Below are 24,833 nucleotides of genomic sequence, written 5' to 3' on the forward strand. Positions count from 1 at the left end.
CCGAAAACCCTTGAAAGGAACCGACGATGTCGTCGATTCGCACACTCGGAGCCGCCACCGCGGTGTTGCTGCTCGCATCCGCCTGCTCGGGCGCGGGAGGCGGAGGCGGTGGTGAGAACTCGGTGAACGTCCTGATGGTGAACAACCCGCAGATGCAGGACCTGCAGAAGCTCACCGCGGACAACTTCACCAAGGACACGGGCATCAAGGTGAACTTCACCGTGCTGCCGGAGAACGACGTCCGCGACAAGATCAGCCAGGACTTCTCCAGCCAGGCCGGGCAGTACGACGTCGCCACGATCTCCAACTACGAGACGCCGATGTACGCCAAGAACGGCTGGCTCGCGCCGATGGACGACTTCGTGTCCAAGGACAGCGCGTTCGACCAGGCCGACATCCTCGAGCCGATCCGGCAGTCGCTGACCGCCGCCGACGGCAAGGTGTACGCGCAGCCGTTCTACGGCGAGTCGTCGTTCCTCATGTACCGCAAGGACATCTTCGCCGAGAAGGGCGTCACCCTGCCGGACAAGCCGACCTGGCAGCAGGTCGCCGACGCCGCCGCGAAGGTCGCCACCCCCGAGGTCCGCGGCATCTGCCTGCGCGGCCAGCCGGGCTGGGGCCAGGTCATGGCTCCGCTCACGACGGTCGTGAACACCTTCGGCGGCACGTGGTTCACCAAGGACTGGCAGGCGCAGGTCAACGCGCCGGAGTTCAAGGAGGCCACCAAGTTCTACGTGGACCTGGTCCGCAACTACGGTGAGGCGGGCGCCCCGCAGGCCGGTTTCGCCGAGTGCCTCAACAACATGACGCAGGGCAAGGTCGCGATGTGGTACGACGCCACGGTCGCCGCCGGCCTGCTCGAAGCCGACGACTCGCCGGTCAAGGGCAAGCTCGGCTTCACCCAGGCGCCGGTCGTGAAGACCGACACCTCCAGCTGGCTCTACACCTGGGCGTTCGGCATCCAGAAGGCGTCGAAGAAGCAGGAGAACGCCTGGAAGTTCATCTCGTGGGCCTCGGGCAAGGGCTACGAGGAGCTCGCGGGCAAGACCCTCGGCTGGTCGAAGGTGCCGGACGGCAAGCGTTCCTCGACCTACCAGCGCGCCGAGTACAAGCAGTCCTCCGGCTCGTTCGCGGCCGCCGCTGAGGCAGCCATCAAGGGCGCGAAGCCGAACGACCCCGGTGTGCAGCCGCGCCCGGCGCCCGGCATCCAGTTCGTCGGCATCCCCGAGTTCACCGACCTCGGAACCCAGGTGTCGCAGCAGATCAGCTCCGCCATCGCGGGGGCGACGTCCGTGGACGACGCGCTGAACAACGGTCAGGGGCTCGCCGAGAAGGTCGCGGCGAAGTACAAGGGACAGTGACATGGCAGTCCTGACGCGTGAGGAGCGGCCGGTGGACAACCGGCCGCCCCCCGTCCCCCGCAAGGGCTACTCGAAGTGGGCGCGGCGGGCTCCCCTGCTGCCCGCGCTCATCTTCCTGATCATCGTGACGCAGCTGCCGTTCGTCGCGACGCTCGTCATCTCGTTCATGAAGTGGAACTCGCTCGACCCCACCAACCGCGGGTTCGCCGGGTTCGACAACTACATCAACGTCTTCACGGACCCGGACCTGCGGTCCTCGGTCGTCAACACGATCGTGCTCACCGCGTCGGTCGTGCTGATCAGCCTGATCCTCGGGCTGGGCCTCGCGTTGTTGCTGGACAAGAAGTTCCGGGGCCGCGGGTTCGTGCGCACCATGCTCATCGCGCCGTTCCTCGTGGTTCCGGTGGCGGCGGCGCTGATCTGGAAGCACGTGCTCTACAACCCGGAGTACGGCCTGTTCAACGGAATCCTGAACTGGCTGGGCTTCGACGCCCAGCCGGACTGGATCTCCAACATGCCGATGAGCGCGGTCGTGCTGTCGCTGGTGTGGCAGTGGACGCCGTTCATGATGCTGATCCTGCTGGCCGGGTTGCAGTCCAAGCCGATCGAACCCGTCGAGGCGGCCACGATCGACGGCGCGTCGTCGTTCCAGATCTTCCGCTACCTGACGTTCCCGCACCTGCGCCAGTACCTGGAGCTCGGCGGACTGCTCGGGTCGATCTACATCGTGCAGAACTTCGACGCGGTCTTCACCATCACGTCCGGCGGTCTGGGCACGGCGAACCTGCCGTACATGATCTACCAGACCTTCTACCAGGCCCACGAGTACGGCGAGGCCTCCGCGGCCGGCGTCATCGTGGTGGCGGGGTCGATCATCATCGCGACGTTCGCGCTGCGCACGGTGTCCTCGTTGTTCAAGGAGGAGAAGCGATGACCGCCCGACTGGTCAAACACGGCTGGGGTGTGCTCGCCTGGCTCGCGGGCATCGTCTTCTTCGCTCCGGTGGCCTGGATGTTCCTGACCTCGCTGCACAGTGAGACGGACGCGGCCACCAACCCGCCGTCGGTGCTGGCTCCGATCACGTTCGACGGCTACGCGGAGTTCTTCGACTCCGGCGCGTGGCCGCCGCTGATCAACTCGTTCAGCGCCTCGATCGGGTCGACGATCATCGTGCTGCTGCTGGCGATCCCGGCCGCGTACGCGTTGTCGATCAAGCCGGTGGAGAAGTGGACGGACGTCCTGTTCTTCTTCCTCTCCACCAAGATGATGCCGGTCGTCGCGGCGCTGCTGCCGATCTACCTGATCGCGCAGTTCTCCGGGATGCTCGACAACATCTCGTTCCTCACGCTGCTGTACTGCTCGATGAACCTGCCGATCGCGGTGTGGCTCATGCGCTCGTTCCTGTCCGAGGTGCCGAAGGAGATCCTGGAGGCCGCCTCCATCGACGGCGCCGGGCTGATCACGATCCTGCGCCGGGTGGTCGCGCCGATCGCCATGCCGGGCATCGCCGCGACGGCGTTGATCTGCTTCATCTTCAGCTGGAACGAGCTGCTCTTCGCACGGGTGCTGACCGGTGTCGTCGCCGGTACCGCCCCCGTGTACCTCACCGGGTTCGTCACCTCCCAGGGCCTGTTCCTGGCGAAGGTGTGCGCGGCCGCGGTCGTGGTTTCTCTGCCGGTGCTCATCGCCGGGTTCGCCGCCCAGGACAAGCTCGTCCAGGGCCTTTCGTTGGGAGCGGTCAAGTGAAAGCAGCAGTGATCACGGGCGTCGGGTCCGTCGAGGTGACCACTGTGGACGATCCCAAGTGCGGTCCGCGCGAAGTCGTCGTGGACGTGGCTGCCTGCGGTCTCTGCGGTACCGATCTGCACATCCTCCAGGGCGAGTTCGCTCCCACCCTGCCGGTCGTGCCGGGCCACGAGTTCGCGGGCACGATCGTCGAGATCGGCTCGCAGGTGAACGAGGTGCAGGTCGGCGACCGCGTGGCCGTCGACCCGTCGCTCTACTGCTTCGAGTGCCGGATGTGCCGCAACGGCATGAACAACCTCTGCGAGCGCTGGGCCGCCATCGGTGTCACGACGGCCGGTGGCGCGGCGGAGTTCGCGGTGGCGCCCGTCGCGAACTGCGTCAAGCTGCCCGACCACGTGCGGCTGGAGGACGCGGCGCTGATCGAACCGCTGTCCTGCGCGGTGCGCGGCTACGACGTGCTGAAGTCGAAGATGGCGCAGCGGGTGCTGATCTACGGCTCGGGCACGATGGGCCTGATGATGCTGCAGCTCGGCAAGCTGACCGGCGCGTCGTCGATCGAGGTCGTGGACCTCAACGAGGAGCGCCTGAAGACCGCCGTCCAGCTCGGCGTCACCTCGGTGGCCACCTCGGCGGACGAACTGGACCGGCCGCAGGGCTGGGACCTCGTCATCGACGCCACGGGCAACGAGAAGGCCATCCAGGACGGCATCAACCGGGTCGCGAAGGGAGGGACGTTCCTCCAGTTCGGTGTCTCGGACTACTCCGCGCGGGTCACCATCGAGCCGTACAAGATCTACAACCAGGAGATCACCATCACCGGCTCGATGGCGGTGCTGCACTCGTTCGAACGGGCGGCGGATCTGTTCGCGACCGGAGTACTCGACCCCGAGATCTTCATCAGTGACAGGGTGCCGCTGGACGGCTACGCGGCGGCGTTGGACCAGTTCAAGGCGGGTGTGGGACGCAAGATCCAGGTCCTGCCGTGACCTGATCCGAGAAAGTTCTCAGAAGTTCGGGGCACTCGTGTATCCAGACGAGTGCCCCTGACTCCTTCCAGGCATGTCGAAGTCCCGGCAGAACGTCGAAGTACCGCCGTACTTTTCGCACATGTCCGACGAAGAGCTCCTCGCCTGGTACGCGGAGCTCCAGGCGCGCGCTATGAACGCGCCGCCTGGGGACGTCGATTTCAACCACGTCCACAAAGAGTCCAAGCCGATGACGGTGGAGGAGATCCGCCAGCGCGTCATGACCTTCCAGGGCTGGCCCGGAGGTCTCACCACTCAGGACGCCGGTTCTCCGTTCCACAACCTGTGGCACTGGCTCAGCGACTGACCCGGCGCGAGGTAACCCTCGCCCGGGTCATTGGTGCTCTGGTGGCCATCTGTGTGCTCTACGCCGTCGTGCACACGGTGGTCACCGGCACCGTTTCGCATCCGCGGAACTGGCTGGTCGCGTTCGCCTGCACCCTGCTCGGGGTGCGGGTGATCGGCCACGTCCGCAGGTCGCCCGTCGGGTGGCTGCTGCTGGTCATGGGCGTGTTCGGCGGGATCGCCGTCGCGGTCGCGGGCCAGCCGGCCGACCACCCCGCCCGGTGGGTCGAGGCGTGGGTCTGGTGGCCCACGTACGCGTTGCTGCCCGCGGTGGCCCTGGTCTTCCCGAACGGCAGGCCGTTGAGCAACCGGTGGTGGATCGCCATCGGTGCTTCGTTGTTCAGCGCTCTCTTCGGGACGATCGGGATCGCCTGGGCGTCGTGGGGCGATCCCGCGTCGTTCTGGCAGTCCGGTGGCGGCGGGCTCGCGAAGACGATCACGCTGGTCTCGGTGCTGGCGGCCGGGGTCGCGGTGATCGCGGCGGTGGTGTCCTTGGCTCTGCGGTGGCGGAGGGCTGAAGGGGACGAACGCCGCTTGCTCGTGTGGGCGTTCGCGTTGCTGACGTTGGCCGGCGTGGCGACCGTGGTGGAGACCACGGACGGACACGTCGCATGGGTCGTTGGTGTGTTGGCGTTTCCTGCGGCGGCAGTGATCGCCATCGTCCGTTATGGCCTGTACGACATCAGCCTGCTCATCCACCGGTCGTTGCTCTACGGCTCGTTGACGGTCGTGCTGCTGCTGGTCTACCTCGGCGTGATGGTCGGGGCGGGACAGTTGTTCACCAACGACGCCGAGGTCATCGGGGTCGTGGCGGCGGGGCTCGCGTTCGCGCCGATCCGTTCGTGGGTGCAGCGCAGGCTGGACCTGTGGCTGTTCGGGCAACGTTCTGATCCGCACGCCGCCCTGTCGTTGCTGAGCGAGAAGCTCGAAAGCTCGCAGGACGTGCTGCCGACCGTGGCGGCCACGGTGGCCGAGTCGTTGAAGCTGCCGTACGTGGCGATTCGCGGTGGGTCGGTGCTGGCCGAGCACGGGCGCAGTCGTGGATGGCCGCAGCTCCGGTTCCCCATGACGTACCGGGGAACGCAGGTCGGCGACCTCGTCGTGGAGCCGCGGGCGCCCGACGAACGACTGAGCGACCGCGAGCTGAGCCTGCTGGTGGACCTGGCGCGGTCGACCGCGCCGGCCGCGCAGTCGATCAAGCTGACCGCCGATCTGCAGTTGGCGCGTGAACGGCTCGTGCGGGCGCGCGAAGAAGAACGGCTGCGGTTGCGGCGCGACCTGCACGACGGCGTCGGACCCGCGTTGGTCGGCATCCGGTTGCAGCTCAAGGCGTTGCGCCGGTCGTTGGGCGACGTGCTGGACCCGGTGCTCGGCGACGTCGACACGACGGCCGTCGAGGTGCGCAGCCTCGTGGACGGGCTGCGGCCGCCGATCCTCGACCAGGGTCTGGCCCTGGCCGTGCGGGACGAGGCGGCGCGGTTCAACGGCGACCTGCGCGTCGAGGTGGAGGCCGAACCGATCGAGGGCCTGTCCGCGGCCGTCGAGGTCGCGGCCTACCGGATCGTCGCGGAGGCGTTGACCAACACCGCCAGGCATTCCGGTGCTTCTCGTTGTGTGATCACCGTGCGCGCGGACGGTGATCTGGTCGTGGAGATCGTGGACGACGGACGGGGCGTCGCGGCGGATTCCAAGCCGGGTGTGGGGCTGGATTCGATGCGAGAACGGTGCGCCGAACTGGGTGGATCGTGCACAGTGGGACCTGCTCAACCACACGGGACTCGGGTGGTGGCGCGGATCCCGTTGGAGGCCCAGTGACGCGAGTGGTGATCGCGGACGACCACCCGGTGTTCCGCCGCGGGCTGAAGGCGTTGCTGGACGGGGAGGACGGCCTCGAGGTCGTCGGCGACGCGGCCGACGGCGCCGAGGCCGTGCGCGTCGTCCTCGACCTCGAACCGGACGTCGTCGTGATGGACCTGCACATGCCGGTGCTCGGCGGCGTCGAGGCGGCCAAGCAGATCCTGGAAGTGCTGCCGTCCGTGGGCGTCCTCGTCCTGACCATGCACGAGGACGACGAGTTGGTCTTCGCGGCCATGAAGGCCGGCGCGCGCGGTTACCTCGTGAAGACGACCGACGACGACGAGATCGTGCGCGCCGTGCAGGCCATAGGAGCCGGCGAGGCGATCTTCAGCGCCACCATCGCGCAGCGCATGATGGGCTACTTCACCGCGATCTCGTCGTCGAAGGTCGTGGCGTTCCCCCAGCTCACCGACCGCGAACGGGACGTGCTGGAACTGATGGCGACGGGCATGGACAACCCGTCGATCGCGTTCCGGCTCTCGTTGTCCGGCAAGACGGTCCGCAACCGCGTGTCCGCGATCTTCACCAAGCTCCAGGTGGCCGACCGAGCCCAGGCCATCGTGCGCGCGCGGGAGGCGGGACTCGGAAGTCCCTCCTGATTCGGGACACCGGTCACCTGACGACGGGACCACGCCCCCGATTGGATCGGCTTTCCGCCGAAGGGGGCCCGATGGACATCACCTGGGACGTCGCACACGCGCGACTCAGCCACGACCGCATGCTGCACATCGCCAAGGCGCTCATCTCGATGCGCCCCGAGACCGTGACTTTGGGAGGCGGCGAGCCGCTCGGCGTGCCCGGCCTGTTCGAGATCGTCGAGCAGTTCCGCGCCGCCGGCATCGACGTCGTCCTCCGCACGTCCGGCAAGTCGCTGCACCCGTCGATGGTGCGCACGCTCCTGCTTTCGTGCTCGCGCATCGAGGTGTGCGCCATGGCGTTCACGCACGCCATGCACGCGTTGCACCTGCTCGACATCGGCGCCGCGAAGCTCTCGTCGCACGCCGTGTTCGGGTTGGACGCCACCGGCATCCGGCGCGGGTTCGACCGCCTGGAGGACTTCTGCGCCACCACCGCGTTCGAGATGCCGCGGCTGTCGTTCATCGCGTTCAGCGACACGCTCGGGTCGGACCACGCGCAGTACCTGCAGTCGCTCGCGCCGCAGACGGTGCGGGTGACCGTGGAGACCGCGGACACTTCTGTGGTCAGAGCGAGTTGAGCAGGGCGCGCCAGGCAGAGGTGGAGAACGCGAGTGCGGGACCGCTCGCGTTCTTCGTGTCCCGGACCAGTGTGTTGTGGGCCAGCGACACCTCCACGCAGCTTTCCGGGGTGCCACCGTTGCTGTAGGTGCTCTTACGCCAGGTCCGTTCCGCCGTCATGGAGGTCCTCTCGAAGTCCGCTGACGTACTCCGCCAGCTTTCGCTTCGATTGTTCCGCATCCAAGGCAACAGCATCCAGCCGCTGGAAGAGCCTCGTGGTCCGCGCGACGGCAACGCTGTCTTGGGCATACACCTGAGCTGTGTCGGACTCGGTGTACACCACCGGCGATGCCTTGCCGAACTCGTACAGCGTGGCAGCAGACCGGAAGGCAGTGACGTGCGCAGGCACAACCCGGAGTATGTGGGTGTTGAAGAGAAGTCGTAGGTACTGATCTTCGCGGACCTGCGCGTCACCCAGCCGCATCCGCAAGGCCAGTTCGTGTACGTAGAACAGGCATTCGGGGCGGTTGTGCCGCCTCATGATCGTTTGCCGGTCGGTGCGTGCCTGGACCAGCGCCGTGATGTCCTCAGGCGCCTCGACGTACGAGTCCACGAACAGCTGTCGCGCGTAGCCCTCTGCCTGTATGAGGCCGTGAATGGTGAGGATGTCGTAGGACGTGATCTTCGTGGCCATCGCCTCGACCATCGCGAGTGTGCGCACGTTGTCCGGCACCTGGGCGAAGAAGAGGTCAAAGGCGTTGTAGTAGCGGCTGCGGAACTCGTTGGCGAAGTTGATGTCCTTGCCGCACGTCGCCAGGTACTGCACGAGGTCGACCTCGCTCGCCCGCACCTTGCCGAGCTCGATGTCGGACACCTTGCTCGGGTCCCACCCCAGTTGGACAGCCATCGCACGGCCGTTGAACTGCGTGGACGTCTCCCTCAGGTGGCGTAGCTCGTCACCGAGATCCCGGCTGTACGGGGTGGAAATGATCGCGGTCATACCGATCGACGCTATGGCTTGGATTCGGTCCATGCCACTGGCTCGTTCGGGTGAAAAAGAGCTAGAAAACACCGCCACGAGCTGCGAAAACGTCGTCGATAGGGTGCATAGCGCCGATAGCGAGCCGCAGCAGCACGCGGGCCTTGCGGGGGCACAACCAGCCGGCCATGACCGCGCCGCGCTTGATCAGGTCCGACTCGGAGCCGACGAACCCGTAGGTGCCGCTGAACGTCGTTCCCGCGCCGGTCCTGCTCGCGACCACGACGGGGAACCGGGCGCGGGAGATCGCCTCGGCCATGCCCGCCGACACGTGGCCCACGCCCGTCGCCGCGACCACGACGCCCTCGACGTTGAGCCAGTCGAGGATCGACCCGTCATCGTCCACAGTGGCCTCGATGAGCGGCACGGCCGGAACCGCGTCCGGTCGTGACAGGGCGGGGAACCGGTGTGCGGGGTGGAAGTACCGCGGGGTGCCCTCGACGACGAGGCCGGCTGGTCCGGGGAACGACTGGAAGGCGTTCATCAGGCTGCTGTGCGCCTTGCGGACCCAGCGCGCGGCGTGGACCTCGTCGTTGAGCACGAGCAACGCGCCGCGCCCGCGTGAGTTCTGAGCCGCCGCAACGGACACGGCGGCGGCGAGGTTGGCGGGGCCGTCCGCGCCGGGCAGGCCGGGGTGCCGCATCGCGCCGGTGACGACGACGGGTTCGTCGTGCGGCCACAGGCAGTCGAAGAAGTACGCGGTCTCCTCGAGGGTGTCGGTGCCCTGGATGATCACGACGCCCCGCGCGCCGTCCCGGACCTGCTCGTGAGCCCAGTCGAAGGCTTCGAGGAGGGTCGTGAACGTCAGTGAGGCGCCGGGGATCGTGGCCAGGGTGGCGATCTCGCCGACTTCGAGGCCGGCGACCAGATCCGCGGCGCCGAGGGTCGGCGCCACCGCGCCGGAGCCGGTCATCGTGATCGTGCCGCCGAGCGAGGCCACCGCCACCCGTGAGTCCATGCGGGTCACTCTAGGGTGGGAGTCGTGACCGATCCCGCCGCGTGGCCACCCGTCCCGATCAGGACCGAACGGCTCGTGCTGCGCGAGTCGGAGGCGCGCGACCGGCCGGCGTTCGTGGAGCTGTTCTCGTCGCCCGAGGTGGGCACCTACATCGGGGGCGCCCAGCCTCGGGACGAGGTCGAGCGCACGGCTCCCGAGATTCCCGGCCGGCGCCACGGCTTCTTCGTCGTCGCGCTGGACGGCGAGATGATCGGCATGGTCACGTTCGACCCGGTCGACGGCGGCCGCGAGCTGGGGTCTCTGTTCCTGCCCTCCGCGTGGGGCAAGGGTTACGCGTACGAGGCGTGTGCGGCGGCGCTCGACTGGTACGCCACCGCGCACCCCGACGTACCGCTGACGAGCGACACGCAGGTCGCCAACACCGCCTCGATGCGCCTGCTGGCGAAGCTGGGCTTCGTCGAGGGCGAGCGCTACGAGGCGTACGGCGCCGAGCAGGCTCAGTGGCTCACGCCAGGTGCGTGAGCAGTGCTTCCTGGTGTGTCTTCAACGCGACCAGCAACGCGTCGCGGTTCCCCTCGCGCAGTGCGGTGAACATGGGTTCGTGCAGGGCTATCTGCTTCTCGAACTCCTCGCCCCGCAACCACCAGGGCAGTTCGTCGGCGGCGATCCACCGGTCGTAGGCCTTGCCGGCGACGGCTCCGTGCGCGCTCTCGAAGAGGCTGGTCAGGTAGCGGTTTCCGGCCAGGCGGACGAGCTCGACGTGGAAGTTCGTGTCGGCGGAGATCCACTCCGACGCGCAGCCGCGGGCCTGCCGCAGCCGTTCCAGCGCCTGTTCCAGCGCCGTGAGGTCGGACCCGGTGCAGAGGATGTCGCCGGCCGCGCCCTGTTCCAGCAGGTAGCGCAGGCGCACCAGTTCGTCGATCGAGTCCGGTGCCAGCTCGACCATCAGCTGGAAGCTCTCGCCGACCACCGCGTCCGGCCTGCGTCGCACGAACGCACCTGCGCCCGGCCGGATGTCGATCAGGCCGCGGACGGCGAGGCGGCGCAGCGCCTGGCTCACGGTGGGGCGTGAGCGGCCGACCAGTTCGGCCAGCCTGCGCTCGCTGGGCAGGCGGGCGCCTTCGGCCAGGTCGTGGGTGACGATGTAGTCCTGCACCTGCGCGGCCACGCGGTCGGCGATCGCGCTGACCGGTTCGATCTGGAACGCGCGCGCCAGATCGCTGTCTTCCGGCACCTCGTCACCCCGTTCCGGCCAACCGGCCAAGTGGCCTGACCAACGGTACCGCACGGCCGTAACCTGCCGTTCCCTCGAAAAGGTTGACACGTCATCTTCAGTAGGCGTCAAATTGGCTATGCCACCTGGCCAATCTGGCCACCGAAGAGGAGACGAGAATGAGCAACGACGAGACCCTGTCCCGGCGCGGTGTGCTGCGCGGAGCGACCCTGGGCGGCGCCGCGCTCGCGGCGACATCGCTGTTACCGGCGGGCGTGGCGACGGCGAGCGACGTCCGGCAGGTGCCGGGCGTGAGCACCGTGATCGACGCCTCGCACGCCACCCGTGAGGTGGCGGCGCGGTTCAGCGACTACTTCCGCACCAAGTCGAGCAAGACGCCCGACGGGCTGATGGCGTTCTTCGACCGGCGGAACACGACCTACATCGACGCGATCCTGGGCTGGCCGTTCTACACCTGGCAGGAGCTGCACGACCTGTTCGCCGAGTACATGCCGCAGTGGCCGAAGGACGGCACGTCCTCCCCCGTCCGCGTCCTCGGCGACGCGACGAGCGCGGTCGTGTTCTTCACCAACAGCGTCAACCTGTTCGGGCCGTCGGAGATGCGCGCCGCAGGTGTTGTGAACTTCAACCGGCAGGGCAGGATCACCCGCTGGGTCGACTACTGGGACGGCCGCCACTTCGGCACGGACAACCTCAACGGGTCCAAGCTGCCGGACGACCAGTTCCCCCGCGACTTCAAGGAGTCCCTGAGCGGAGAGACCGCCGCGAGCACGATGCGCCGGGTGTCCGACCGGCTGAACACCCTGCTGCGCAACGGGGAGAGTGCCGCGTCGCTGTTCGCGTACGACGCCGTCTTCGAGGACGTCAGCGCCCACCTGCAGATCATCGGGCCGCGCAGCATCAGCGCGTACCTCACGAGCGCGACCGGGCTGCTGCCGTACACGGGCAACGGAGTCGCGGTGCGGCACGTGGCCGGCAGCGCGGCGGGCGGCGGCTACGAGTGGACCGCCACCGGACGGGTGCCGCGCGGCCTCAACGCCCTCGAACTGGACGAGCAGGGCAAGATCACGCGCCTCACCGCCGTGTGGGACGGCACGCGGGTCGACGACCAGACGCTGATCTCGTTGGCGCAGAAAGCGATCGAGCACTGACGGGCGAGCCTGCTCCCGCGCGTCCCGCCGCGGCACACGGGAGCAGGCCCTGGCTCACTGGCGCCAGTAGGTGATGTTGCGGAAACGGGCCTCCGCACGCCCGCTGCCGTGGTGGTAGACGCCGTTCTTGAAGTACCGCGTCGCCGGACCCTCGTCCTGGTGGGTCAATTTCAGGGCACCGTTGTAATAGGTCTTCACGGTGCCGCGGCCACCCGCGACCGCGGTGTGTTCGACACGAATCTTGAACCACTTGTTGTAAATGCCCGTCGCGACGACCTGATTGCTGTCCTTGCGCAGGGTGCCGCCGTTGATGTTGGCGACGTTGAGCATCACGTCGGTGGCGCGCGTGCCGTCCGGGCGGCTGCCGCGCAGGATCTGCACGACGGTCGGACCGCTCACTCCGGCCGGGATGAAGATCTCGCCCTCCCAGGCCCGCGAGCCGCTCGAGTACTCCTGGTTGAAGCGGAGCTCGGTGCGCGGATCCGTGGGGCTGCCGGGGGTGTGCGGCTGGTCGTAGTCGTACACCCACATCGTGTGGACGCCGCCTTCGAACTTGTAGCGCGCGCTGGTGGCGAGGTTGTGCGGCTTCTGCACGGTGTACGTGTACGGCGCCGAGACCCATTGCGCGGACGGCGGTTGAGCGAGGGCCTGAGCCGCCGGCGCCACGATCAGGGGTGCGGTCAACGCGAGGGCTAGAACGGAGCGGCGTGTGTGGAGCGCAGGGGTTTCCACGGTGAATCCCTCCGACCTTCGATAAGTGGTCTGTACCACTTTGGGGTCAGAAGGCGGAGGGATCAATACCTGTTTCGAAATCCGGCACAAGATTCAGGTGAGTGAACTTTTCACATTCCTGAACGAATCTCGTCGAACGTCGGGAACTTCTTCGCGATGTCGCTTCCGGTGAAGTTGCCGATCCACCCGTCGTCGTCGTGGAAGAACCGGACCGACACGTAGTCGGGTTCGGTGCCCATGTCGAACCAGTGGGTCGTGTTCGCCGGAACGCTCAGCAGGTCGCCCTCGGTGCAGAACACCGCGTACACCTTGTCGCCGATGTGCAGGTAGAAAACGCCTGCGCCACGGGCGAAGTAGCGGTCCTCGTCGTCGTCGTGCGTGTGCTCGGCGAGGAACTTGTTGCGGAACTCCACGGCCTTCGCGCGGTACTCGTCCGTGTCGGCCGGGGTCATCTCCATCGCGTCGACGTAGGTGTACCCCTCCGTCTCGCTGACGCGGGCGATGTCCTTCTCGTAGGCCTGCAGGGCGTTCTCGGCGGTGACACCGTCCACAACGGACCACCGGCTGAAGCGCACGCCGTGCTCCTTGAGCGCGGTGGCGATCTCCTCGGCGTCGGTCGTGCGCAGCACGGTCTCCTCGGGGCCGGTTTCCGGCCACACCGTCAGCAGCGTCATGAGGTCCTCCCCGTCAGTCGTGTCTCCACCTTGAAGCGCAGCAACCACTCCAGGCATTCCAGGCGGTGCCGTGCCTGCATCAGGTCGTCGCCCCACACGTACACGCCGTGCCGTGCCACGATCAGCGCCGGCACCTCGGGGTCGAAGCCCTTCTCGAACGCGTCGCCCAGCTCGATCATGTCCTGGGAGTTGCGGACGACGGGGATCACGACCTCTTCGTGGTCGTAGCGCCCGAAGCCCTTCAGCATCTCCAGGTCCTTCAGCACCACGCCCTCCGGCCAGTGCTCCGCCGCCACGACGGGGGCCAGCGCGTGGACGTGCACGACGGCGCCCGCTCCGGCCACCTCGGCGATCCGCGCGTGCAGACCCGCTTCGGCGGACGGGACCTTGTCGCTGTCCACGGCGTTGCCGCGCACGTCGATGACAACGCTGTCCTCGGCGGTGATCTCACCCTTGTCGACGCCGCTGACCGTCACCGCGAGGCGGAGCGGATCGCGTTGCAGGACAACGGAGAGATTGCCGGACGTACCGCGCATCCAGCCCATCTGCGCGTAGCGGACGCACTCGCGCGCGAGTTCCGCCGTCACGACGAGAGCTCCCACACGGTCGGGTGGGGCGTGAAGTCGGCGTTGCCGTACGGCTCGCCCGCCCGCGCGACGCCGACCGTCTTCCAGCCCGCCTCCTGCGCGGCGTGCAGCTCGGCCGGGACGTCGCTGTAGAACGTGATGTCGTCGGACTTCAGCGTCTCGGCGATCTTGTGGTACGACGCCGCTTCGCGCTTCGGGCCCGCGTTGACCGTGTCGAAGTGGTGCTCCAGCAACGGGGTCAGGTCGCCGTCCGTCGTGTGCTGGAAGAACGCGACCTGGCCCGCGACCGAACCGCTCGAGAAGATCGCGAGCTTGATGCCGTCGTCGTGCCACTTGCGGATCGCGGGGACGACGTCGGGGAAGAACTCCGCCACCAGGTCGCCCTGCGCGTAGCCCTGCTGCCAGATGAGGCCCTGCAACGTCTTGAGGGGTGTGACCTTCTGGTCGGCGTCCATCCAGTCGTGCAACGCCTTCACGACGTCGTCGTGGCCGCTGAGTTCCTTGATCTGCTGCACGGCGTCAGCGACCACCGGGTCGTCACCGTGCTGCTCGATCCACGGCCCGAGGCGCGGGCGCGCGTAGTCGTAGAGGACGACCAGCACCTGGTCCGTCGCGCTCAGCGTGCCCTCGATGTCGAGCACGACCCACTTGCTCACCGCTGTTCTCCCTCGTAGTACTCGTCGAGCTGACCGGCGTCGTACACGCCCCGGTCCGTCACCACCGTGGTGACGAAGCGGGGTGGTGTCACGTCGAACGCCGGATAGTGCCCCTTCACCCTCGGCGTGGCGCTCGGCCTGCCCAGGACCTGCAACACCTCGGCGCCGTCGCGGTACTCGATCTCCACGTGCTCCGCGGTCGGCGCCTGCAGGTCGGGCGCCTGCACCTGCGCGTGGAACGGCACGCCGAACGCGTGCGCCGCCACGGCCAGGCCCAGTGTGCCGACCTTGTTGATGACGTGCCCGTCCATGGTGACGCGGTCGGCCGCCGTGACCAACGCGTTCACCACACCGCTTTGCAGGACGGCGGCGCCCATGCCGTCCGTGATGAGCGTGGTGTCGACGCCCATCTCGATCAACGTCTCCGCGGTGAGCCGCGCGCCCTGCAGGTACGGCCTGGTCTCCGTGCAGAAGAACTTCAGCCGCTTGCCCTGGTTCTGGGCCGCCCTGACCGTCTCGGTGAGGTACAGGTCGGCCCAGCAGTGCGTCATGACCGTGGCGTCGTCGGGCAGCAGGTTCGCCGTGTGCTCCCCCAGCGCCTGGCTCTTGGCCCGGTACCGGCGGTCGCCTTCCAGCGCGCCTTCGAGTGCTTGTTTCACGTCCTGCGCCGCGTCCACGTGGTCCAGGACGACGCGGGTCGCCTTGCGCAGAGCGTTGTTGGTGCGCCTCGTGTTCTCCAGCAGCGCAGCGGTTTCACCCAGCTGTGCGCGGGCCTGCTCGAACGGCTGGTCCTCCAGCGTGCGTGCCTTGAGGACCATGCCGAACAGGACCGCGAAGTACGGGCCGGAGGACTGGGTGACCATGTCCTCGATGGCCCGCGCGACGTCCTCGGCCGTGCGGCACAGCACCCACTCGCGTTCGAACGGGAACCTGCGGCGGTCGAGGACGAGCACGCCGTCGTCGGTGAGCTTGACCGAGTCGGCGAGCACCGGCTGCATCAGCTGTACCCGGTGTAGGCGGGGCGCGCGCCGGTCAGGAAGTGCTCGCCGACCTCGCGGGCCTTGTAGACGACCGGGTCGTGCAGCGTGAGCGTGCGGGCGTTGCGCCAGAAGCGGTCCACGGCGTACTTGCCCGCGGTGCCGCGCGCGCCGACCTGCTCGAAGATGCGGCTGGTGACCTCGTTGACGAGCTTGGTGCTGACGACCTTGGCCTCGGAGATGACGACGGCGACCTCGGCGCGCTTGGCCGGGGTGAGGTGCCGGCCGAGCTCGCTCGCCTCCCAGAGCTGGCGGGCCGCCTCGTCGGCGAGCAGCCCCGCGGCCTTCGTCTGGGACACCATCTCGCCGTACGCCACGACGATGTACGGGTCCTCGGTCGCGGCCTCGACGCCGCTGACGAACCACGGGCGGGTCTTGGTGCGGGTGTAGTCGGCGGCTTCGGCGAGGGCGCCTTCCGCGAGGGCGACGTAGATCTGGGCGAGCACGAGCTGGAAGCCGATGGCGGCGAGGCTGAGCCGCGGGTCCTCGTTCGCGGGCTGGGGGCCGAGGATCTCGGTGACCTCGACGTTCTCGAAGTTCACCCCGCCGGACGCGGTGAGGCGCTGGCCGATGTTGTCCCAATCGTCCAGGTAGGTGATTCCGTCGGCCTTGCCGTCGAGCAGGAACGTGAGTTTTTCACCGTTGTCGGTGCGGGTGGCGCTGACGACGAGCCGGTCGGCGACGGCGGCGCCGGTGGCGAACGTCTTGCGGCCGTTGAGCGTGAAACCGGAGCCGGTGGGCGTGAGTTCGAGCGCCGCGTCGAGCGGGTTGCTGACGCCGGCCCAGAACTGGTCGGGCTGGACGCTGAACTGGGTGTCGAACAGGCCGCTGCGCCAGATCTGCAGGTAGTGGTACCCGAGGAGGTGTCCGACGTTGGCGTCGGCAGCGCCGATGATGCGGCCGATCTTCTGCTGGACGGACCACTCGCGGACGTTCAGCAGGCCGCTCTGCCGGAGCAGTTCCACCTCTTTGGTGGGTGGCTGGTTGGCCCGGTCCCTGTCCGCCGCGTCGGACCTGAGCGTCGCCGCCACCTCGTGCGCGACGTCCAGCCAGTTCGTCATCCCTGCTCCTCTCGGTGGTACCTGCTCCAACTTACTTCTTCACACCACTGGGCTAACCACGATGTGAGAGTGACCTTCGCCTGGCAGACTGCGCGCGAACCTCGCTCTGGCGGGGGTCCAACATCTAGGGAGCAATCGGTATGGCGCAGGGCACCGTGAAGTGGTTCAACGGCGAGAAGGGCTTCGGATTCATCGCGCAGGACGGCGGCGGTCCGGACGTGTTCGTGCACTACTCGCAGATCTCCGGCACCGGCTTCAAGTCGCTGGAAGAGCAGCAGCGCGTGGAGTTCGAGATCGGTCAGGGTCAGAAGGGACCGCAGGCGCAGGACGTCCGCGCCATCTGATTTTCTCGGGGCCCGCTCGGCGTTGCGCCGGGCGGGCTTCTTCATGCCCTCAGCTCTCTGAGCTGGGCTTCCAGAATTGTCAGACCCTTCTGTCATCGTGGTCACATCACCTCGTTTGGACCACCACGATGATCGGAGAGGTTCCTTGGCTCCCATGGAGAACTCGTTCCGCCAGTGCACCCGCCACCGCAAGGACGGCGTCCGCTGCGAGTCCTGGGCGATGAACTGGTCCGCCTCTTCGCCGGACCCTCACGCTTGCTGGCCGCACCTGACCGCTTCGGAACGGGCCGCTGTGCGCGCTCTGTCCGCCCCGATTCCGCTGCGGCCGCGCCGCCCTACGTACGAGGCCACCTCGCACCGGTTGCGGAAGTCGCTCAACAAGGCGGCTTTCCTGCTGGCCACGGAGAGCGGGCGCCATCCCGGCTCGGTCAACACCGAGGTGAACGGGGTGATGGGGGTCGAGCGGCGGGCCGAGGCGAGCAAGGAGCAGCTGCGGGAAGGGTTGCGGCACGTCGGGGATCGGCTCAGGGCCCTGGGCAGACCGCGAGTCGCCGGGTCGTGGGGCGCCGGCTCGTGGGGCACTGGCTCGGGAGGCGCCGGGTCGAGAGACAGCGGGTCGAGAGACAGCGGGTCGGCGAACGCCGGATCCGGGAGCAGCGAGGCTCGGGGCGCCGAGTCACGAGATGGCCGGGCGACGTTCAGCGGTGATCCGCCGTTCTGACCCCGACACCCGATGCCGCCGACGCCGAGCACCGCAGGAGGCACGACGCCACAACCTGGGCGCCTCGATGTCACCTCGCGCCGAGCGCCCCACCTGCCCCGCATCCCCGCATCCCCGCATCCCCGCATCAGCCTTCATCCCGTGCCGGTCCCGCACCCGCGCACGAGAAAGGCGCCGCGACCCGTCGGTCGCGACGCCTCTACTTCCCGCCGCGGGATGTCGACGACGAAGGCTCGCGGCCTGGCGCGAGCAAGTGGCAACCGAGGGAGTCGAACCCTGCGCGGCTTGTGAAGGCGGCGCTCAAGTACCGGCCCGAACCCTTCGGCTGGGCGACGGCTGCCGTGGAGTTGTGCGTGGTGCGTGGTGCGTCGGTTCCGCCAGAACGGCGGTGCCGCGAACGTCCGTGCTCACTCAGTAGGAGCGGCCAGCGTTCCGTGGGATACCCATTGTGTTAAACGTCCAAACGCTTGAAGACGTTTCATGTTTCACCTGAGTGGGTGACCCTGGTCACTGTGCGACACCTCCCTGCCATCGCAGCCCTGCTCCTACTACCTCTGGTGCCGGCGACCGCCGAGGCGGCTCCCGCGGGCACGTTCTACGTCACCAGTGTCAGGACCGGCCTCAACGTCGCCCAGAGCGGCGGTGGACTGGCGCTGAACCGTCCGAAGGGCAACGAGGGCCGCCAGCAGTGGCGGCTGAGCGACGGGAGGTTCGAGAACACCGACTCGCCGGGTCAGTGCATCACCCGTCAGCTCACCATGGGTTCGTGTTCACAAGGGGATACGGTTCACGAGCCTCGTCAGTTCGGTGATCAATGGGAATTCTTCAACTTCAGCGGTGAGACGCGGTGGTACCTGACGCCCGTCCAGAACCAGACGAGTCCGATGCCGCAGGATCCGCGGCTTGATCAGATGACGTTCCTGACGGCCCACAACGCCTATGCGAACGGGGTGGACGGTGGGTTCGCGCCGCCGTTCGTGAACCTCGCGAAGAACCAGACGCGCGGCATCGTGCAGCAGCTCCAAGACGGCGTGCGCGGGTTCATGCTGGACATCCACCAGACGCCGGACGGCGCGATCCTGTGCCACAACAGCTGCACGCTGGTGAGCAAGCCGGTGGCGCTCAACGTCGACGTTCAGCGGATCGTGGACTTCCTCAAGAACAACCGCAGCGAGATCGTCACGGTGTTCCTGGAGGACTACGTCGACGCGAACACGCTGCGCACCGAACTGCGCAAGGTGCAGGGGTTGAACGACGTCCTCTACCGGGCCGAAGGCGTGCAGCAGAACGGGTGGCCGACGCGAAGCCAGATGCAGAGCAGCAACAAGCGGTTGCTCATCTTCACCGATCACGGCAAGGACGGGCGCGAGGACTCGGGCGTGCTCTACCAGAAGGACTGGACCGTCGAGAACTACTGGTCGATGGGTTCAGGGCTCGGCTCTTCCGACTGGTCGTGCTACAGCCGATGGGATGAAAAACCGCTCACGGCGACGGGCGCGTTCCAGCCGTTGTTCGTCATGAACCACTTCCGCGACGTTCCGTTCACGAGCACGGCGACGACGGACAACGGCAAGCTCGGCAACCGCGCGCAGCAGTTCTGCCAGCCTGCGGCGCGGAAGAAGCCGAACTTCCTGGCGGTCGATCTCTACCACCTCGGAAACGCGGCCCAGGCCGTCCAGCAACTCAACGCGTACGTATATAGGCCGTAGCCCAAATCGTGGGAGTTGTACGCTCCGCGCATGGCCTCGATCCTGTTCACGCGCGGAGCGCCCTCTCTCGACATCATCGACCAGGAAGGTCTGCGCGAAGCAGCGCAGAAAGCCTTCACGGACGACCCCGGCGGCACCTTCGCGTACGGCACGAGCGTCGGCTACGTGCCGCTGCGCACCTGGCTCGCCGAGCAGCACGGTGTCGAGCCGGAGCAGGTGCTCGTCACCAACGGCTCGATGCAGGCCGACGCGTTCCTGTTCGAACTGCTCGTCAACAAGGGTGACGACGTGGTGGTCGAGGCGCCGACCTACGACCGCACGCTGCTGAACCTGCGCCAGCGCGGTGCGAACATCCACGCCATCGAGCTGGAGACCGACGGCATCAACGTCGACGCGCTGGAGAAGCTGCTGGAGAGCGGGGTGCGCCCGAAGCTCGCGCACATCATCCCGAACTTCCACAACCCGGCCGGCTACACGCTGTCCGAGGCGAAGCGCGCCCGTCTGCTCGACCTCGCGGCCAAGTACGACTTCGTGCTGTTCGAGGACGACCCGTACGTCAAGGTGCGGTTCGAGGGCGAGCCGCTGCCGACGATGTTGTCGCAGGACCAGAACGAGAAGGTCGTCTACGCGTCCTCGTTCTCGAAGACGATGGCGCCCGGCATCCGCTGCGGTTACCTGGTCGGCCCGAAGTCCGTGATCAAGTCCATCCAGGACATCGCGACCACCACGTACATCTCGCCGAACATGGTCGCGCAGTCGATCGTGAACTCGTACTGCCGCTCCGGCCGTCTCGAGGAGTCGGTGAAGAACGTCCGCGAGGCTCTGCGCGCCCGCAAGGACGCCCTGGTCTCGGCCCTTCAGCGCGAGCTGCCGGAGGCGGTCTTCACCGCGCCGCAGGGCGGCTACTTCATGTGGGTCGAGCTGCCCGGCGTGTCGATCGACAAGCTGGTGCCGGTCGCCAAGGAGCACGGCGTCGAGTTCGTGAAGGGCGCCGACTTCCTGCTGGAGGGCGGCGACAACGCCATCCGCCTCGCGTTCTCCGGCGTCACGCCGGAGCAGATCGACGAGGGCATCACGCGTCTGGGCGCGGCGGTCCGCGCGCTCTGACACCGCGTCGAAAGTGACAGCCGCTGCCGCACGTTCGGGCAGCGGCTGTCGCTTCTCGGGTGCACGGGGCCGCTCGCGGGTACGTTGAGGCGGCCATGAAGCTCATCACGGACCCGAACGCGCTGGCGAACCTCCGCCACGACGAGGCCGAGTGGGCACCTGCGGGCACACCGCACGCCGCGTTCCAGCCGGAGTCCACTGAGGACGTCCAGGAGGCCGTGCGGCACTGCGCCGCCCACGACATCCCGATCGTGCCGCGCGGCGCGGGCACCGGTCTGTCCGGCGGGGCCAACGCGGTCGACGGCTGCCTGGTCCTCGACCTGAGCCGGATGACCGGGATCGTCGAGATCGACGGGGACGACCTGCTCGCCGTCGTGCAGCCGGGCGTCGTGAACGACGACCTCAAGAAAGCCGTTGCCGCGCAAGGACTCTGGTACCCACCGGATCCGGCGAGCTCACCGTGGTCGACCATCGGCGGCAACGTCGCCACGAACGCGGGCGGCCTCTGCTGCCTCAAGTACGGCGTGACGCGCGACTACGTCCTCGGCCTCGAAGCCGTCCTGGGCGGGCCCGTCCCGTACGGCACCGCGGTGCGGCTCGGCAGGCGCACCACCAAGGGCGTCGCGGGCTACGACCTGACCAGCCTGCTCGTCGGTTCCGAGGGCACGCTGGGCGTGATCACCGAGGTCACCGTCCGCCTCCGCCCGGCCCCACGCCCGCCCGCCACCGTCGTCGGCGCCTTCGACAGCCTCGTCACCGCAGGTCAGGCCGTTGCGATGGCCACCGCCCGAGGTCTGCAGCCCGCCGCGCTGGAGTTGATCGACCGGGCGTGTCTGCAGGCCGTGGAGGACTGGAAGCACCTCGGCATCGAGGCCGGCACCGAGGCGATGCTGCTGGCCCAGGCGGAGACCGCGGCGGACGCCGACGGCCTGACCACGGCCTTCACCGACGCGGGCGCGGTCTGGACGGAACGCTCGACCGACCCGGCCGAGGCCGAAGCCCTCTTCGCCGCCCGCCGCCTCACCTACCCCGCGCTGGAACGCCTCGGCCCGCTGCTCACCGAGGACGTGTGCGTTCCGAGGTCGGCGATCCCGGCCATGCTCGGCCGGATCGTGGAGATCGGCGCACGGCACGGCGTCCGGATCGCCACCATCGCGCACGCGGGCGACGGCAACCTGCACCCGTTGCTGATCACCCCGCCCGGCGACGACGCCGCGCGGATCGCCGCCCAGGCCGCGTTCGAGGACATCATCACCGCGGCGCTGGAACTCGGCGGCACGGTCACCGGCGAGCACGGCGTCGGCCTGCTCAAGCGCGACGGCATGATCCGTGAGCTGGGCCCGGACGCCCACGCCGTCCACCGGGCCGTCAAGCAGACGCTCGACCCCCTGAACCTCTTCAACCCGGGCAAGGCCTGAAGGAGGCAGCCATGCGAGTTCCGGCAGAAGGCGGCGACCTGGCCGTGGAGATCCACGACGGCGACACCGCTCCGGTGCTCGCGATCCACGGCGTGAGCGGCAGCCGCGAGCTGTGGAACTGGGTGGCCGCCCACTCGTTCTCCCTGATCGCCCCCGACCTGCGCGGACGCGGCGACAGCGCGCACGTCCCCGGCAACGGCATCACGCAGCACGCCGACGACATGATCAAGGTCCTCGACGCGCTGGAACTGCCCAGGGCGACCGTGATCGGCATGTCGATGGGCGGCTACGTGGCCGTGGACCTCGCCGTGCGCCATCCGGACCGAGTGCGCGCGCTCGTGCTGGTGGACGGCGGTTTCCCGATGCCCGCGCACGCGCACATGACTCCCGAACTGCTCCAAGCCGCCTTCGCACCGCAGGTGGCTGCCCGCGAACGCACCTGGACCGTCGACGAGTACCTCGAAACCCAGGCGGCGCTGAACCCGTTGATCGACGCCACGGACCCGTTGATCCGCACCTACTACGCCCACGACCTGGGCGACGACGGCCGCCTCAGGCTCTCGGCCGACACCCTGATCGCGGACGCGAAGGACGTCATCTTCGGCACCTCCCGCTGGCGCGAGCTGACCGTGCCGACGTGGTTCGTGCACGCCGAGTGGAGCACCGGCCCGGACACCCCTCCCGCGTACACGGTCGAGCAGGCGGCCGAGTTCCGCACCGCGCTCCCGGTCCTGCGCGAACCGGTGCTGATCAACGAGGTCGACCACGGCGGCACGGTCATGACCCGCGCCGGCGCCGCCGTGACCGCGGAAGTGCTGGCAGAAGCCCTGAAGTGACCGGCCAGGTCGTCCACGCCTGACGCACCGAGCCCACCACGCGTGGGAGAGGGCGAGGTCTTCCTGCGTCGGCCGGGTCTTCCACACCACACTCCCTTGGCCTTCAGCCTGCCCGCGAGTTAGTGTGTACACCAATGATTAGTACACCAAGTATTCCGGAGAACCCGCTCGAGCTCGAGCGGCAGGTCTGCTTCGCGCTGGCCGTGGCCAGCAGGACGGTGATCGCCGTGTACCGGCCGATCCTGGAGCCGCTGAACCTCACGCACCCCCAGTACCTGGTGATGCTGGCGCTCTGGGAGCGGTCGCCGCGGACCGTCAAGGACCTGAGCAACGCCCTGCAGCTCGACCCCGGCACCCTCAGCCCGCTGCTCAAGCGGCTGGAGGCGATCGGGTACGTCGAACGGCAACGGGACAGGACGGACGAACGCGCGCTCGCCCTCACCCTGACCGAGACGGGTCAGGAGCTGCGGAACGAGGCGCTCAAGATTCCCTTCAAGGTCGTGGAGCAGCTCGACATGACGTTCGAAGAGCTCGCGCAGCTGAACCAGGTGCTGCACAAGGTGATCGCGAAGGCCACCCGATGACGCCGAACCTCGCGCTGAAGATCTGGTACTACGCGGGCGGACGACTGCCGCAGGAGTACCGGGAGTTCGTCTACGACGACGTGACCGGTCCGAAGTGGCTGCTGCGGTTCACCGTGCGCAGCCTGGTGCAGGTCACGCCGCTCACGACGGCCATCACGCTGGCGCTCGTGTTCGGACTCGACTCGCCGTGGCCGCTGGCAATTGCGTGCGGTGCGCTCGGTTTCGTTGTAGGACTGTACTTCGCGTTGTCGTATGCACCTGAAAGTGTGGACTACCGGCTGACGAAGTACGGGTACCCGAGAGGTTCGGCGACTCAGGGGCGCCGGGAGCGAAACGCCGCCAAGGACAGCGAACGACAGGCGAAGTACGACGCGGTCTGGCGGCGATCCGAAGGGTAGACACCTATGGCCTTGGTGAGCGATCAGTTCGAGTTCACGAGGCCACAGGCGCTGACCCTCACGGCGGGCGTCCTGCAGTTCGCGCTGGGCTGGTTCGACGTGTTCGGTTTGGACCCCAACTACCACGTGATCCAGCTGGGCGTTGGCGCACTGGGCATCGCGATGGCGTGGCGGCACGATCTCGCGCGCATGTACGGACTCGCGCTGCTGCTCGGCTTCGGCATGCTGGCGTTCTCGCTCAACGACGTGACGACCGAGAGCTTCCTCGAGGTTCGCACCGCGTTGATCGGGCTCATCATCACGCTGGCCAGGCCGGCAAAGCGCGCTCCGAACTGACGTCGCGGCCCACGGAGCGCAACGCGGTCAAGGTCGCGTAGCCGTCGGCCAGCAACGCGGTGTCCGTTCCGGGCACCAGAGACTCCTCGGCGTAGACGTGGACCAGCTCCACCTCGCCGTCACCGACGTCGTCCACCCTGCTCTGCACGGCACCGAACCGCGCCAGCTCGGCCCAGCGAAGTCCTTGCACGTCAACGACGTTCGGCACGTTCAGCGAGAGCACCGGCGCGCCGGGCAGGTCCAGCAGGAACGGCAGCACGACGCGCACCACCTCGCCTGCCTTGTCCCACAACGGTTCGGGCCCGTCCAAACCGACGTCGAGCGACACCGCGAGCGACGGGACGTCGCTCAGGTGCGCGGTCAGCGCGGCGCCGACGGTGCCGGAGTGCAGGATCGCGCGGCCCACGTTCGCGCCCAGGTTGATGCCGGACAGCACCACGTCGGGCTTGCCGCCGAACCCGCCGCGGCACGCGATCAGCGAGATCAGCCCGGGGTGCGCGGCCACGGCGTAGGCCTCCACGTCCAGTCCCGGCACGTCGCGCCGGGTGCTGACCACGCGACCCGAGTCGCCCAGCGCCGCGACCGACGCGCTGGTGCCGCTGGCCTGCGAGACCGGCGCCGCCACCACCACGTCGAGGCCGCAGGCCAGCGCCGCCGCGGCGAGCACGTGCAGGCCAGGAGAGTCGATTCCGTCGTCGTTCGTGATCAGCGCGCGCATCCG

Annotated in this window: 30 protein-coding genes; 19 read left to right on the top strand and 11 right to left on the bottom strand. The window is 68.1% G+C overall.

Annotated features, from left to right (window positions below; genetic code table 11):
- The first annotated feature begins 26 nt into the window (after positions 1-26).
- The 8 genes from ACFWNN_RS32565 (at position 27) to ACFWNN_RS32600 (ending at position 7,550) form a co-directional block, all read left to right on the top strand.
- Positions 27-1,361: an ABC transporter substrate-binding protein gene (locus ACFWNN_RS32565; protein ID WP_382443765.1), complete on the top strand. Its 1,335-nt coding sequence runs from the start codon at positions 27-29 to the stop codon at positions 1,359-1,361.
- A gap of 1 nt (position 1,362) precedes the next feature.
- Positions 1,363-2,295, top strand: coding sequence for a carbohydrate ABC transporter permease (locus ACFWNN_RS32570; RefSeq protein ID WP_382443766.1), 933 nt, complete (start codon positions 1,363-1,365; stop codon positions 2,293-2,295).
- Complete coding sequence (locus ACFWNN_RS32575) at positions 2,292-3,107, top strand: carbohydrate ABC transporter permease (RefSeq protein ID WP_382443767.1); 816 nt, start codon at positions 2,292-2,294, stop codon at positions 3,105-3,107. The genes ACFWNN_RS32570 and ACFWNN_RS32575 overlap by 4 nt, the downstream gene beginning before the upstream one ends.
- Positions 3,104-4,093 carry a zinc-dependent alcohol dehydrogenase family protein gene (locus ACFWNN_RS32580; RefSeq protein ID WP_382443768.1) on the top strand — a complete coding sequence of 330 codons (990 nt, stop codon included), beginning with the start codon at positions 3,104-3,106 and terminating at the stop codon, positions 4,091-4,093. Before ACFWNN_RS32575 ends, ACFWNN_RS32580 begins: the two co-directional genes overlap by 4 nt.
- A gap of 121 nt (positions 4,094-4,214) precedes the next feature.
- Positions 4,215-4,439 carry a hypothetical protein gene (locus tag ACFWNN_RS32585; RefSeq protein ID WP_382443769.1) on the top strand — a complete coding sequence of 75 codons (225 nt, stop codon included), beginning with the start codon at positions 4,215-4,217 and terminating at the stop codon, positions 4,437-4,439.
- 41 nt (positions 4,440-4,480) lie between these two features.
- Positions 4,481-6,292, top strand: a complete 1,812-nt coding sequence (locus ACFWNN_RS32590) for an ATP-binding protein (protein ID WP_382443770.1) — start codon at positions 4,481-4,483, stop codon at positions 6,290-6,292.
- Positions 6,289-6,933, top strand: coding sequence for a response regulator (locus tag ACFWNN_RS32595; protein WP_382443771.1), 645 nt, complete (start codon positions 6,289-6,291; stop codon positions 6,931-6,933). The genes ACFWNN_RS32590 and ACFWNN_RS32595 overlap by 4 nt, the downstream gene beginning before the upstream one ends.
- Before the next feature lie 71 nt (positions 6,934-7,004).
- Positions 7,005-7,550, top strand: coding sequence for a hypothetical protein (locus tag ACFWNN_RS32600; protein ID WP_382443772.1), 546 nt, complete (start codon positions 7,005-7,007; stop codon positions 7,548-7,550).
- On the opposite strand, the gene ACFWNN_RS32605 is transcribed toward ACFWNN_RS32600, so the two are convergent.
- The 3 genes from ACFWNN_RS32605 to ACFWNN_RS32615 form a co-directional block, all read right to left on the bottom strand.
- A complete protein-coding gene (locus ACFWNN_RS32605; RefSeq protein ID WP_382443773.1) occupies positions 7,537-7,710 on the bottom strand; it encodes a DUF397 domain-containing protein in 174 nt (57 codons plus the stop codon). The genes ACFWNN_RS32600 and ACFWNN_RS32605 overlap by 14 nt on opposite strands.
- A complete protein-coding gene (locus ACFWNN_RS32610; RefSeq protein WP_382443774.1) occupies positions 7,685-8,530 on the bottom strand; it encodes a helix-turn-helix domain-containing protein in 846 nt (281 codons plus the stop codon). Before ACFWNN_RS32610 ends, ACFWNN_RS32605 begins: the two co-directional genes overlap by 26 nt.
- Before the next feature lie 61 nt (positions 8,531-8,591).
- Complete coding sequence (locus tag ACFWNN_RS32615; RefSeq protein ID WP_382443775.1) at positions 8,592-9,527, bottom strand: asparaginase; 936 nt, start codon at positions 9,525-9,527, stop codon at positions 8,592-8,594.
- A gap of 24 nt (positions 9,528-9,551) precedes the next feature.
- Between ACFWNN_RS32615 and ACFWNN_RS32620 the strand changes: the two genes are divergently transcribed.
- Complete coding sequence (locus ACFWNN_RS32620; RefSeq protein WP_382443776.1) at positions 9,552-10,049, top strand: GNAT family N-acetyltransferase; 498 nt, start codon at positions 9,552-9,554, stop codon at positions 10,047-10,049.
- On the opposite strand, the gene ACFWNN_RS32625 is transcribed toward ACFWNN_RS32620, so the two are convergent.
- Positions 10,033-10,761 (bottom strand): FadR/GntR family transcriptional regulator, encoded by a 729-nt coding sequence (locus tag ACFWNN_RS32625; protein ID WP_382443777.1) that lies wholly within the window; start codon positions 10,759-10,761, stop codon positions 10,033-10,035. The genes ACFWNN_RS32620 and ACFWNN_RS32625 overlap by 17 nt on opposite strands.
- A 158-nt stretch (positions 10,762-10,919) precedes the next feature.
- On the opposite strand from ACFWNN_RS32625, the gene ACFWNN_RS32630 reads away from it, so the two are divergent.
- Positions 10,920-11,912: a hypothetical protein gene (locus ACFWNN_RS32630; protein ID WP_382443778.1), complete on the top strand. Its 993-nt coding sequence runs from the start codon at positions 10,920-10,922 to the stop codon at positions 11,910-11,912.
- Between the two features lie 54 nt (positions 11,913-11,966).
- Here the strand turns inward: ACFWNN_RS32630 and ACFWNN_RS32635 are convergent, their stop codons facing one another.
- The 6 genes from ACFWNN_RS32635 to ACFWNN_RS32660 all read right to left on the bottom strand — a co-directional run bounded on the left by ACFWNN_RS32635 (position 11,967) and on the right by ACFWNN_RS32660 (position 16,659).
- Positions 11,967-12,644, bottom strand: a complete 678-nt coding sequence (locus ACFWNN_RS32635) for a polysaccharide lyase family 7 protein (protein ID WP_382443779.1) — start codon at positions 12,642-12,644, stop codon at positions 11,967-11,969.
- 110 nt (positions 12,645-12,754) lie between these two features.
- Complete coding sequence (locus ACFWNN_RS32640; RefSeq protein ID WP_382443780.1) at positions 12,755-13,318, bottom strand: acireductone dioxygenase; 564 nt, start codon at positions 13,316-13,318, stop codon at positions 12,755-12,757.
- Positions 13,315-13,905, bottom strand: a complete 591-nt coding sequence (mtnB, locus tag ACFWNN_RS32645; RefSeq protein ID WP_382443781.1) for a methylthioribulose 1-phosphate dehydratase — start codon at positions 13,903-13,905, stop codon at positions 13,315-13,317. Before mtnB ends, ACFWNN_RS32640 begins: the two co-directional genes overlap by 4 nt.
- Positions 13,902-14,561, bottom strand: a complete 660-nt coding sequence (gene mtnC, locus ACFWNN_RS32650) for an acireductone synthase (protein ID WP_382443782.1) — start codon at positions 14,559-14,561, stop codon at positions 13,902-13,904. Before mtnC ends, mtnB begins: the two co-directional genes overlap by 4 nt.
- Positions 14,558-15,559 carry a s-methyl-5-thioribose-1-phosphate isomerase gene (locus ACFWNN_RS32655; protein ID WP_382443783.1) on the bottom strand — a complete coding sequence of 334 codons (1,002 nt, stop codon included), beginning with the start codon at positions 15,557-15,559 and terminating at the stop codon, positions 14,558-14,560. Before ACFWNN_RS32655 ends, mtnC begins: the two co-directional genes overlap by 4 nt.
- Entirely contained in the window at positions 15,559-16,659 is a 1,101-nt protein-coding gene (locus tag ACFWNN_RS32660; protein ID WP_382443784.1) for an acyl-CoA dehydrogenase family protein, read from the bottom strand. The genes ACFWNN_RS32655 and ACFWNN_RS32660 overlap by 1 nt, the downstream gene beginning before the upstream one ends.
- Positions 16,660-16,799: 140 nt before the next feature.
- Here ACFWNN_RS32660 and ACFWNN_RS32665 point away from each other — a divergent pair, with 140 nt between their 5' ends.
- From ACFWNN_RS32665 to ACFWNN_RS32705, 9 genes are all read left to right on the top strand, one after another.
- A complete protein-coding gene (locus ACFWNN_RS32665) occupies positions 16,800-17,003 on the top strand; it encodes a cold-shock protein (protein ID WP_285637992.1) in 204 nt (67 codons plus the stop codon).
- A 154-nt stretch (positions 17,004-17,157) separates the two neighbouring features.
- Positions 17,158-17,724: a hypothetical protein gene (locus ACFWNN_RS32670; protein ID WP_382443785.1), complete on the top strand. Its 567-nt coding sequence runs from the start codon at positions 17,158-17,160 to the stop codon at positions 17,722-17,724.
- A 512-nt stretch (positions 17,725-18,236) separates the two neighbouring features.
- Positions 18,237-19,433: a PI-PLC domain-containing protein gene (locus ACFWNN_RS32675; protein WP_382443786.1), complete on the top strand. Its 1,197-nt coding sequence runs from the start codon at positions 18,237-18,239 to the stop codon at positions 19,431-19,433.
- Between the two features lie 30 nt (positions 19,434-19,463).
- Positions 19,464-20,540, top strand: a complete 1,077-nt coding sequence (locus ACFWNN_RS32680; RefSeq protein ID WP_382443787.1) for a PLP-dependent aminotransferase family protein — start codon at positions 19,464-19,466, stop codon at positions 20,538-20,540.
- A gap of 95 nt (positions 20,541-20,635) precedes the next feature.
- The gene (locus ACFWNN_RS32685; RefSeq protein WP_382443788.1) at positions 20,636-21,958 is read left to right on the top strand and encodes an FAD-binding oxidoreductase; all 1,323 of its coding nucleotides are present in this window, start codon (positions 20,636-20,638) and stop codon (positions 21,956-21,958) included.
- An 11-nt stretch (positions 21,959-21,969) separates the two neighbouring features.
- On the top strand, positions 21,970-22,794 hold the full coding sequence (locus ACFWNN_RS32690; RefSeq protein WP_382443789.1) for an alpha/beta fold hydrolase: 825 nt from the start codon (positions 21,970-21,972) through the stop codon (positions 22,792-22,794).
- Between the two features lie 134 nt (positions 22,795-22,928).
- The gene (locus ACFWNN_RS32695; RefSeq protein ID WP_382443790.1) at positions 22,929-23,378 is read left to right on the top strand and encodes a MarR family winged helix-turn-helix transcriptional regulator; all 450 of its coding nucleotides are present in this window, start codon (positions 22,929-22,931) and stop codon (positions 23,376-23,378) included.
- On the top strand, positions 23,375-23,776 hold the full coding sequence (locus ACFWNN_RS32700) for a DUF5313 family protein (protein WP_382443791.1): 402 nt from the start codon (positions 23,375-23,377) through the stop codon (positions 23,774-23,776). Before ACFWNN_RS32695 ends, ACFWNN_RS32700 begins: the two co-directional genes overlap by 4 nt.
- A gap of 15 nt (positions 23,777-23,791) precedes the next feature.
- Positions 23,792-24,112 carry a hypothetical protein gene (locus tag ACFWNN_RS32705; protein ID WP_382443792.1) on the top strand — a complete coding sequence of 107 codons (321 nt, stop codon included), beginning with the start codon at positions 23,792-23,794 and terminating at the stop codon, positions 24,110-24,112.
- On the opposite strand, the gene surE is transcribed toward ACFWNN_RS32705, so the two are convergent.
- Positions 24,075-24,830: a 5'/3'-nucleotidase SurE gene (gene surE, locus ACFWNN_RS32710; RefSeq protein ID WP_382443793.1), complete on the bottom strand. Its 756-nt coding sequence runs from the start codon at positions 24,828-24,830 to the stop codon at positions 24,075-24,077. The two genes, ACFWNN_RS32705 and surE, sit on opposite strands and share 38 nt — an antisense overlap.
- Between the last annotated feature and the right edge of the window lie 3 nt (positions 24,831-24,833).

The organism is Lentzea sp. NPDC058450 (assembly GCF_042721395.1).
In the GTDB taxonomy this organism is placed as follows: Bacteria; Actinomycetota; Actinomycetes; order Mycobacteriales; family Pseudonocardiaceae; genus Lentzea.

What these genes read in the sequence shown, in the direction of transcription:
- ACFWNN_RS32565 (WP_382443765.1), top strand. Translation starts at nt 27, where the DNA reads ATGTCGTCGATTCGCACACTCGGAGCCGCCACCGCGGTGTTGCTGCTC.
- ACFWNN_RS32570 (WP_382443766.1), top strand. Translation starts at nt 1,363, where the DNA reads ATGGCAGTCCTGACGCGTGAGGAGCGGCCGGTGGACAACCGGCCGCCC.
- ACFWNN_RS32575 (WP_382443767.1), top strand. Translation starts at nt 2,292, where the DNA reads ATGACCGCCCGACTGGTCAAACACGGCTGGGGTGTGCTCGCCTGGCTC.
- ACFWNN_RS32585 (WP_382443769.1), top strand. Translation starts at nt 4,215, where the DNA reads ATGTCCGACGAAGAGCTCCTCGCCTGGTACGCGGAGCTCCAGGCGCGC.
- ACFWNN_RS32600 (WP_382443772.1), top strand. Translation starts at nt 7,005, where the DNA reads ATGGACATCACCTGGGACGTCGCACACGCGCGACTCAGCCACGACCGC.
- ACFWNN_RS32605 (WP_382443773.1), bottom strand. Translation starts at nt 7,710, where the DNA reads ATGACGGCGGAACGGACCTGGCGTAAGAGCACCTACAGCAACGGTGGC.
- ACFWNN_RS32610 (WP_382443774.1), bottom strand. Translation starts at nt 8,530, where the DNA reads ATGACCGCGATCATTTCCACCCCGTACAGCCGGGATCTCGGTGACGAG.
- ACFWNN_RS32615 (WP_382443775.1), bottom strand. Translation starts at nt 9,527, where the DNA reads ATGGACTCACGGGTGGCGGTGGCCTCGCTCGGCGGCACGATCACGATG.
- ACFWNN_RS32630 (WP_382443778.1), top strand. Translation starts at nt 10,920, where the DNA reads ATGAGCAACGACGAGACCCTGTCCCGGCGCGGTGTGCTGCGCGGAGCG.
- ACFWNN_RS32640 (WP_382443780.1), bottom strand. Translation starts at nt 13,318, where the DNA reads ATGACGCTGCTGACGGTGTGGCCGGAAACCGGCCCCGAGGAGACCGTG.
- ACFWNN_RS32655 (WP_382443783.1), bottom strand. Translation starts at nt 15,559, where the DNA reads ATGCAGCCGGTGCTCGCCGACTCGGTCAAGCTCACCGACGACGGCGTG.
- ACFWNN_RS32660 (WP_382443784.1), bottom strand. Translation starts at nt 16,659, where the DNA reads ATGACGAACTGGCTGGACGTCGCGCACGAGGTGGCGGCGACGCTCAGG.
- ACFWNN_RS32665 (WP_285637992.1), top strand. Translation starts at nt 16,800, where the DNA reads ATGGCGCAGGGCACCGTGAAGTGGTTCAACGGCGAGAAGGGCTTCGGA.
- ACFWNN_RS32670 (WP_382443785.1), top strand. Translation starts at nt 17,158, where the DNA reads ATGGAGAACTCGTTCCGCCAGTGCACCCGCCACCGCAAGGACGGCGTC.
- ACFWNN_RS32680 (WP_382443787.1), top strand. Translation starts at nt 19,464, where the DNA reads ATGGCCTCGATCCTGTTCACGCGCGGAGCGCCCTCTCTCGACATCATC.
- ACFWNN_RS32685 (WP_382443788.1), top strand. Translation starts at nt 20,636, where the DNA reads ATGAAGCTCATCACGGACCCGAACGCGCTGGCGAACCTCCGCCACGAC.
- ACFWNN_RS32690 (WP_382443789.1), top strand. Translation starts at nt 21,970, where the DNA reads ATGCGAGTTCCGGCAGAAGGCGGCGACCTGGCCGTGGAGATCCACGAC.
- ACFWNN_RS32695 (WP_382443790.1), top strand. Translation starts at nt 22,929, where the DNA reads ATGATTAGTACACCAAGTATTCCGGAGAACCCGCTCGAGCTCGAGCGG.
- ACFWNN_RS32700 (WP_382443791.1), top strand. Translation starts at nt 23,375, where the DNA reads ATGACGCCGAACCTCGCGCTGAAGATCTGGTACTACGCGGGCGGACGA.
- surE (WP_382443793.1), bottom strand. Translation starts at nt 24,830, where the DNA reads ATGCGCGCGCTGATCACGAACGACGACGGAATCGACTCTCCTGGCCTG.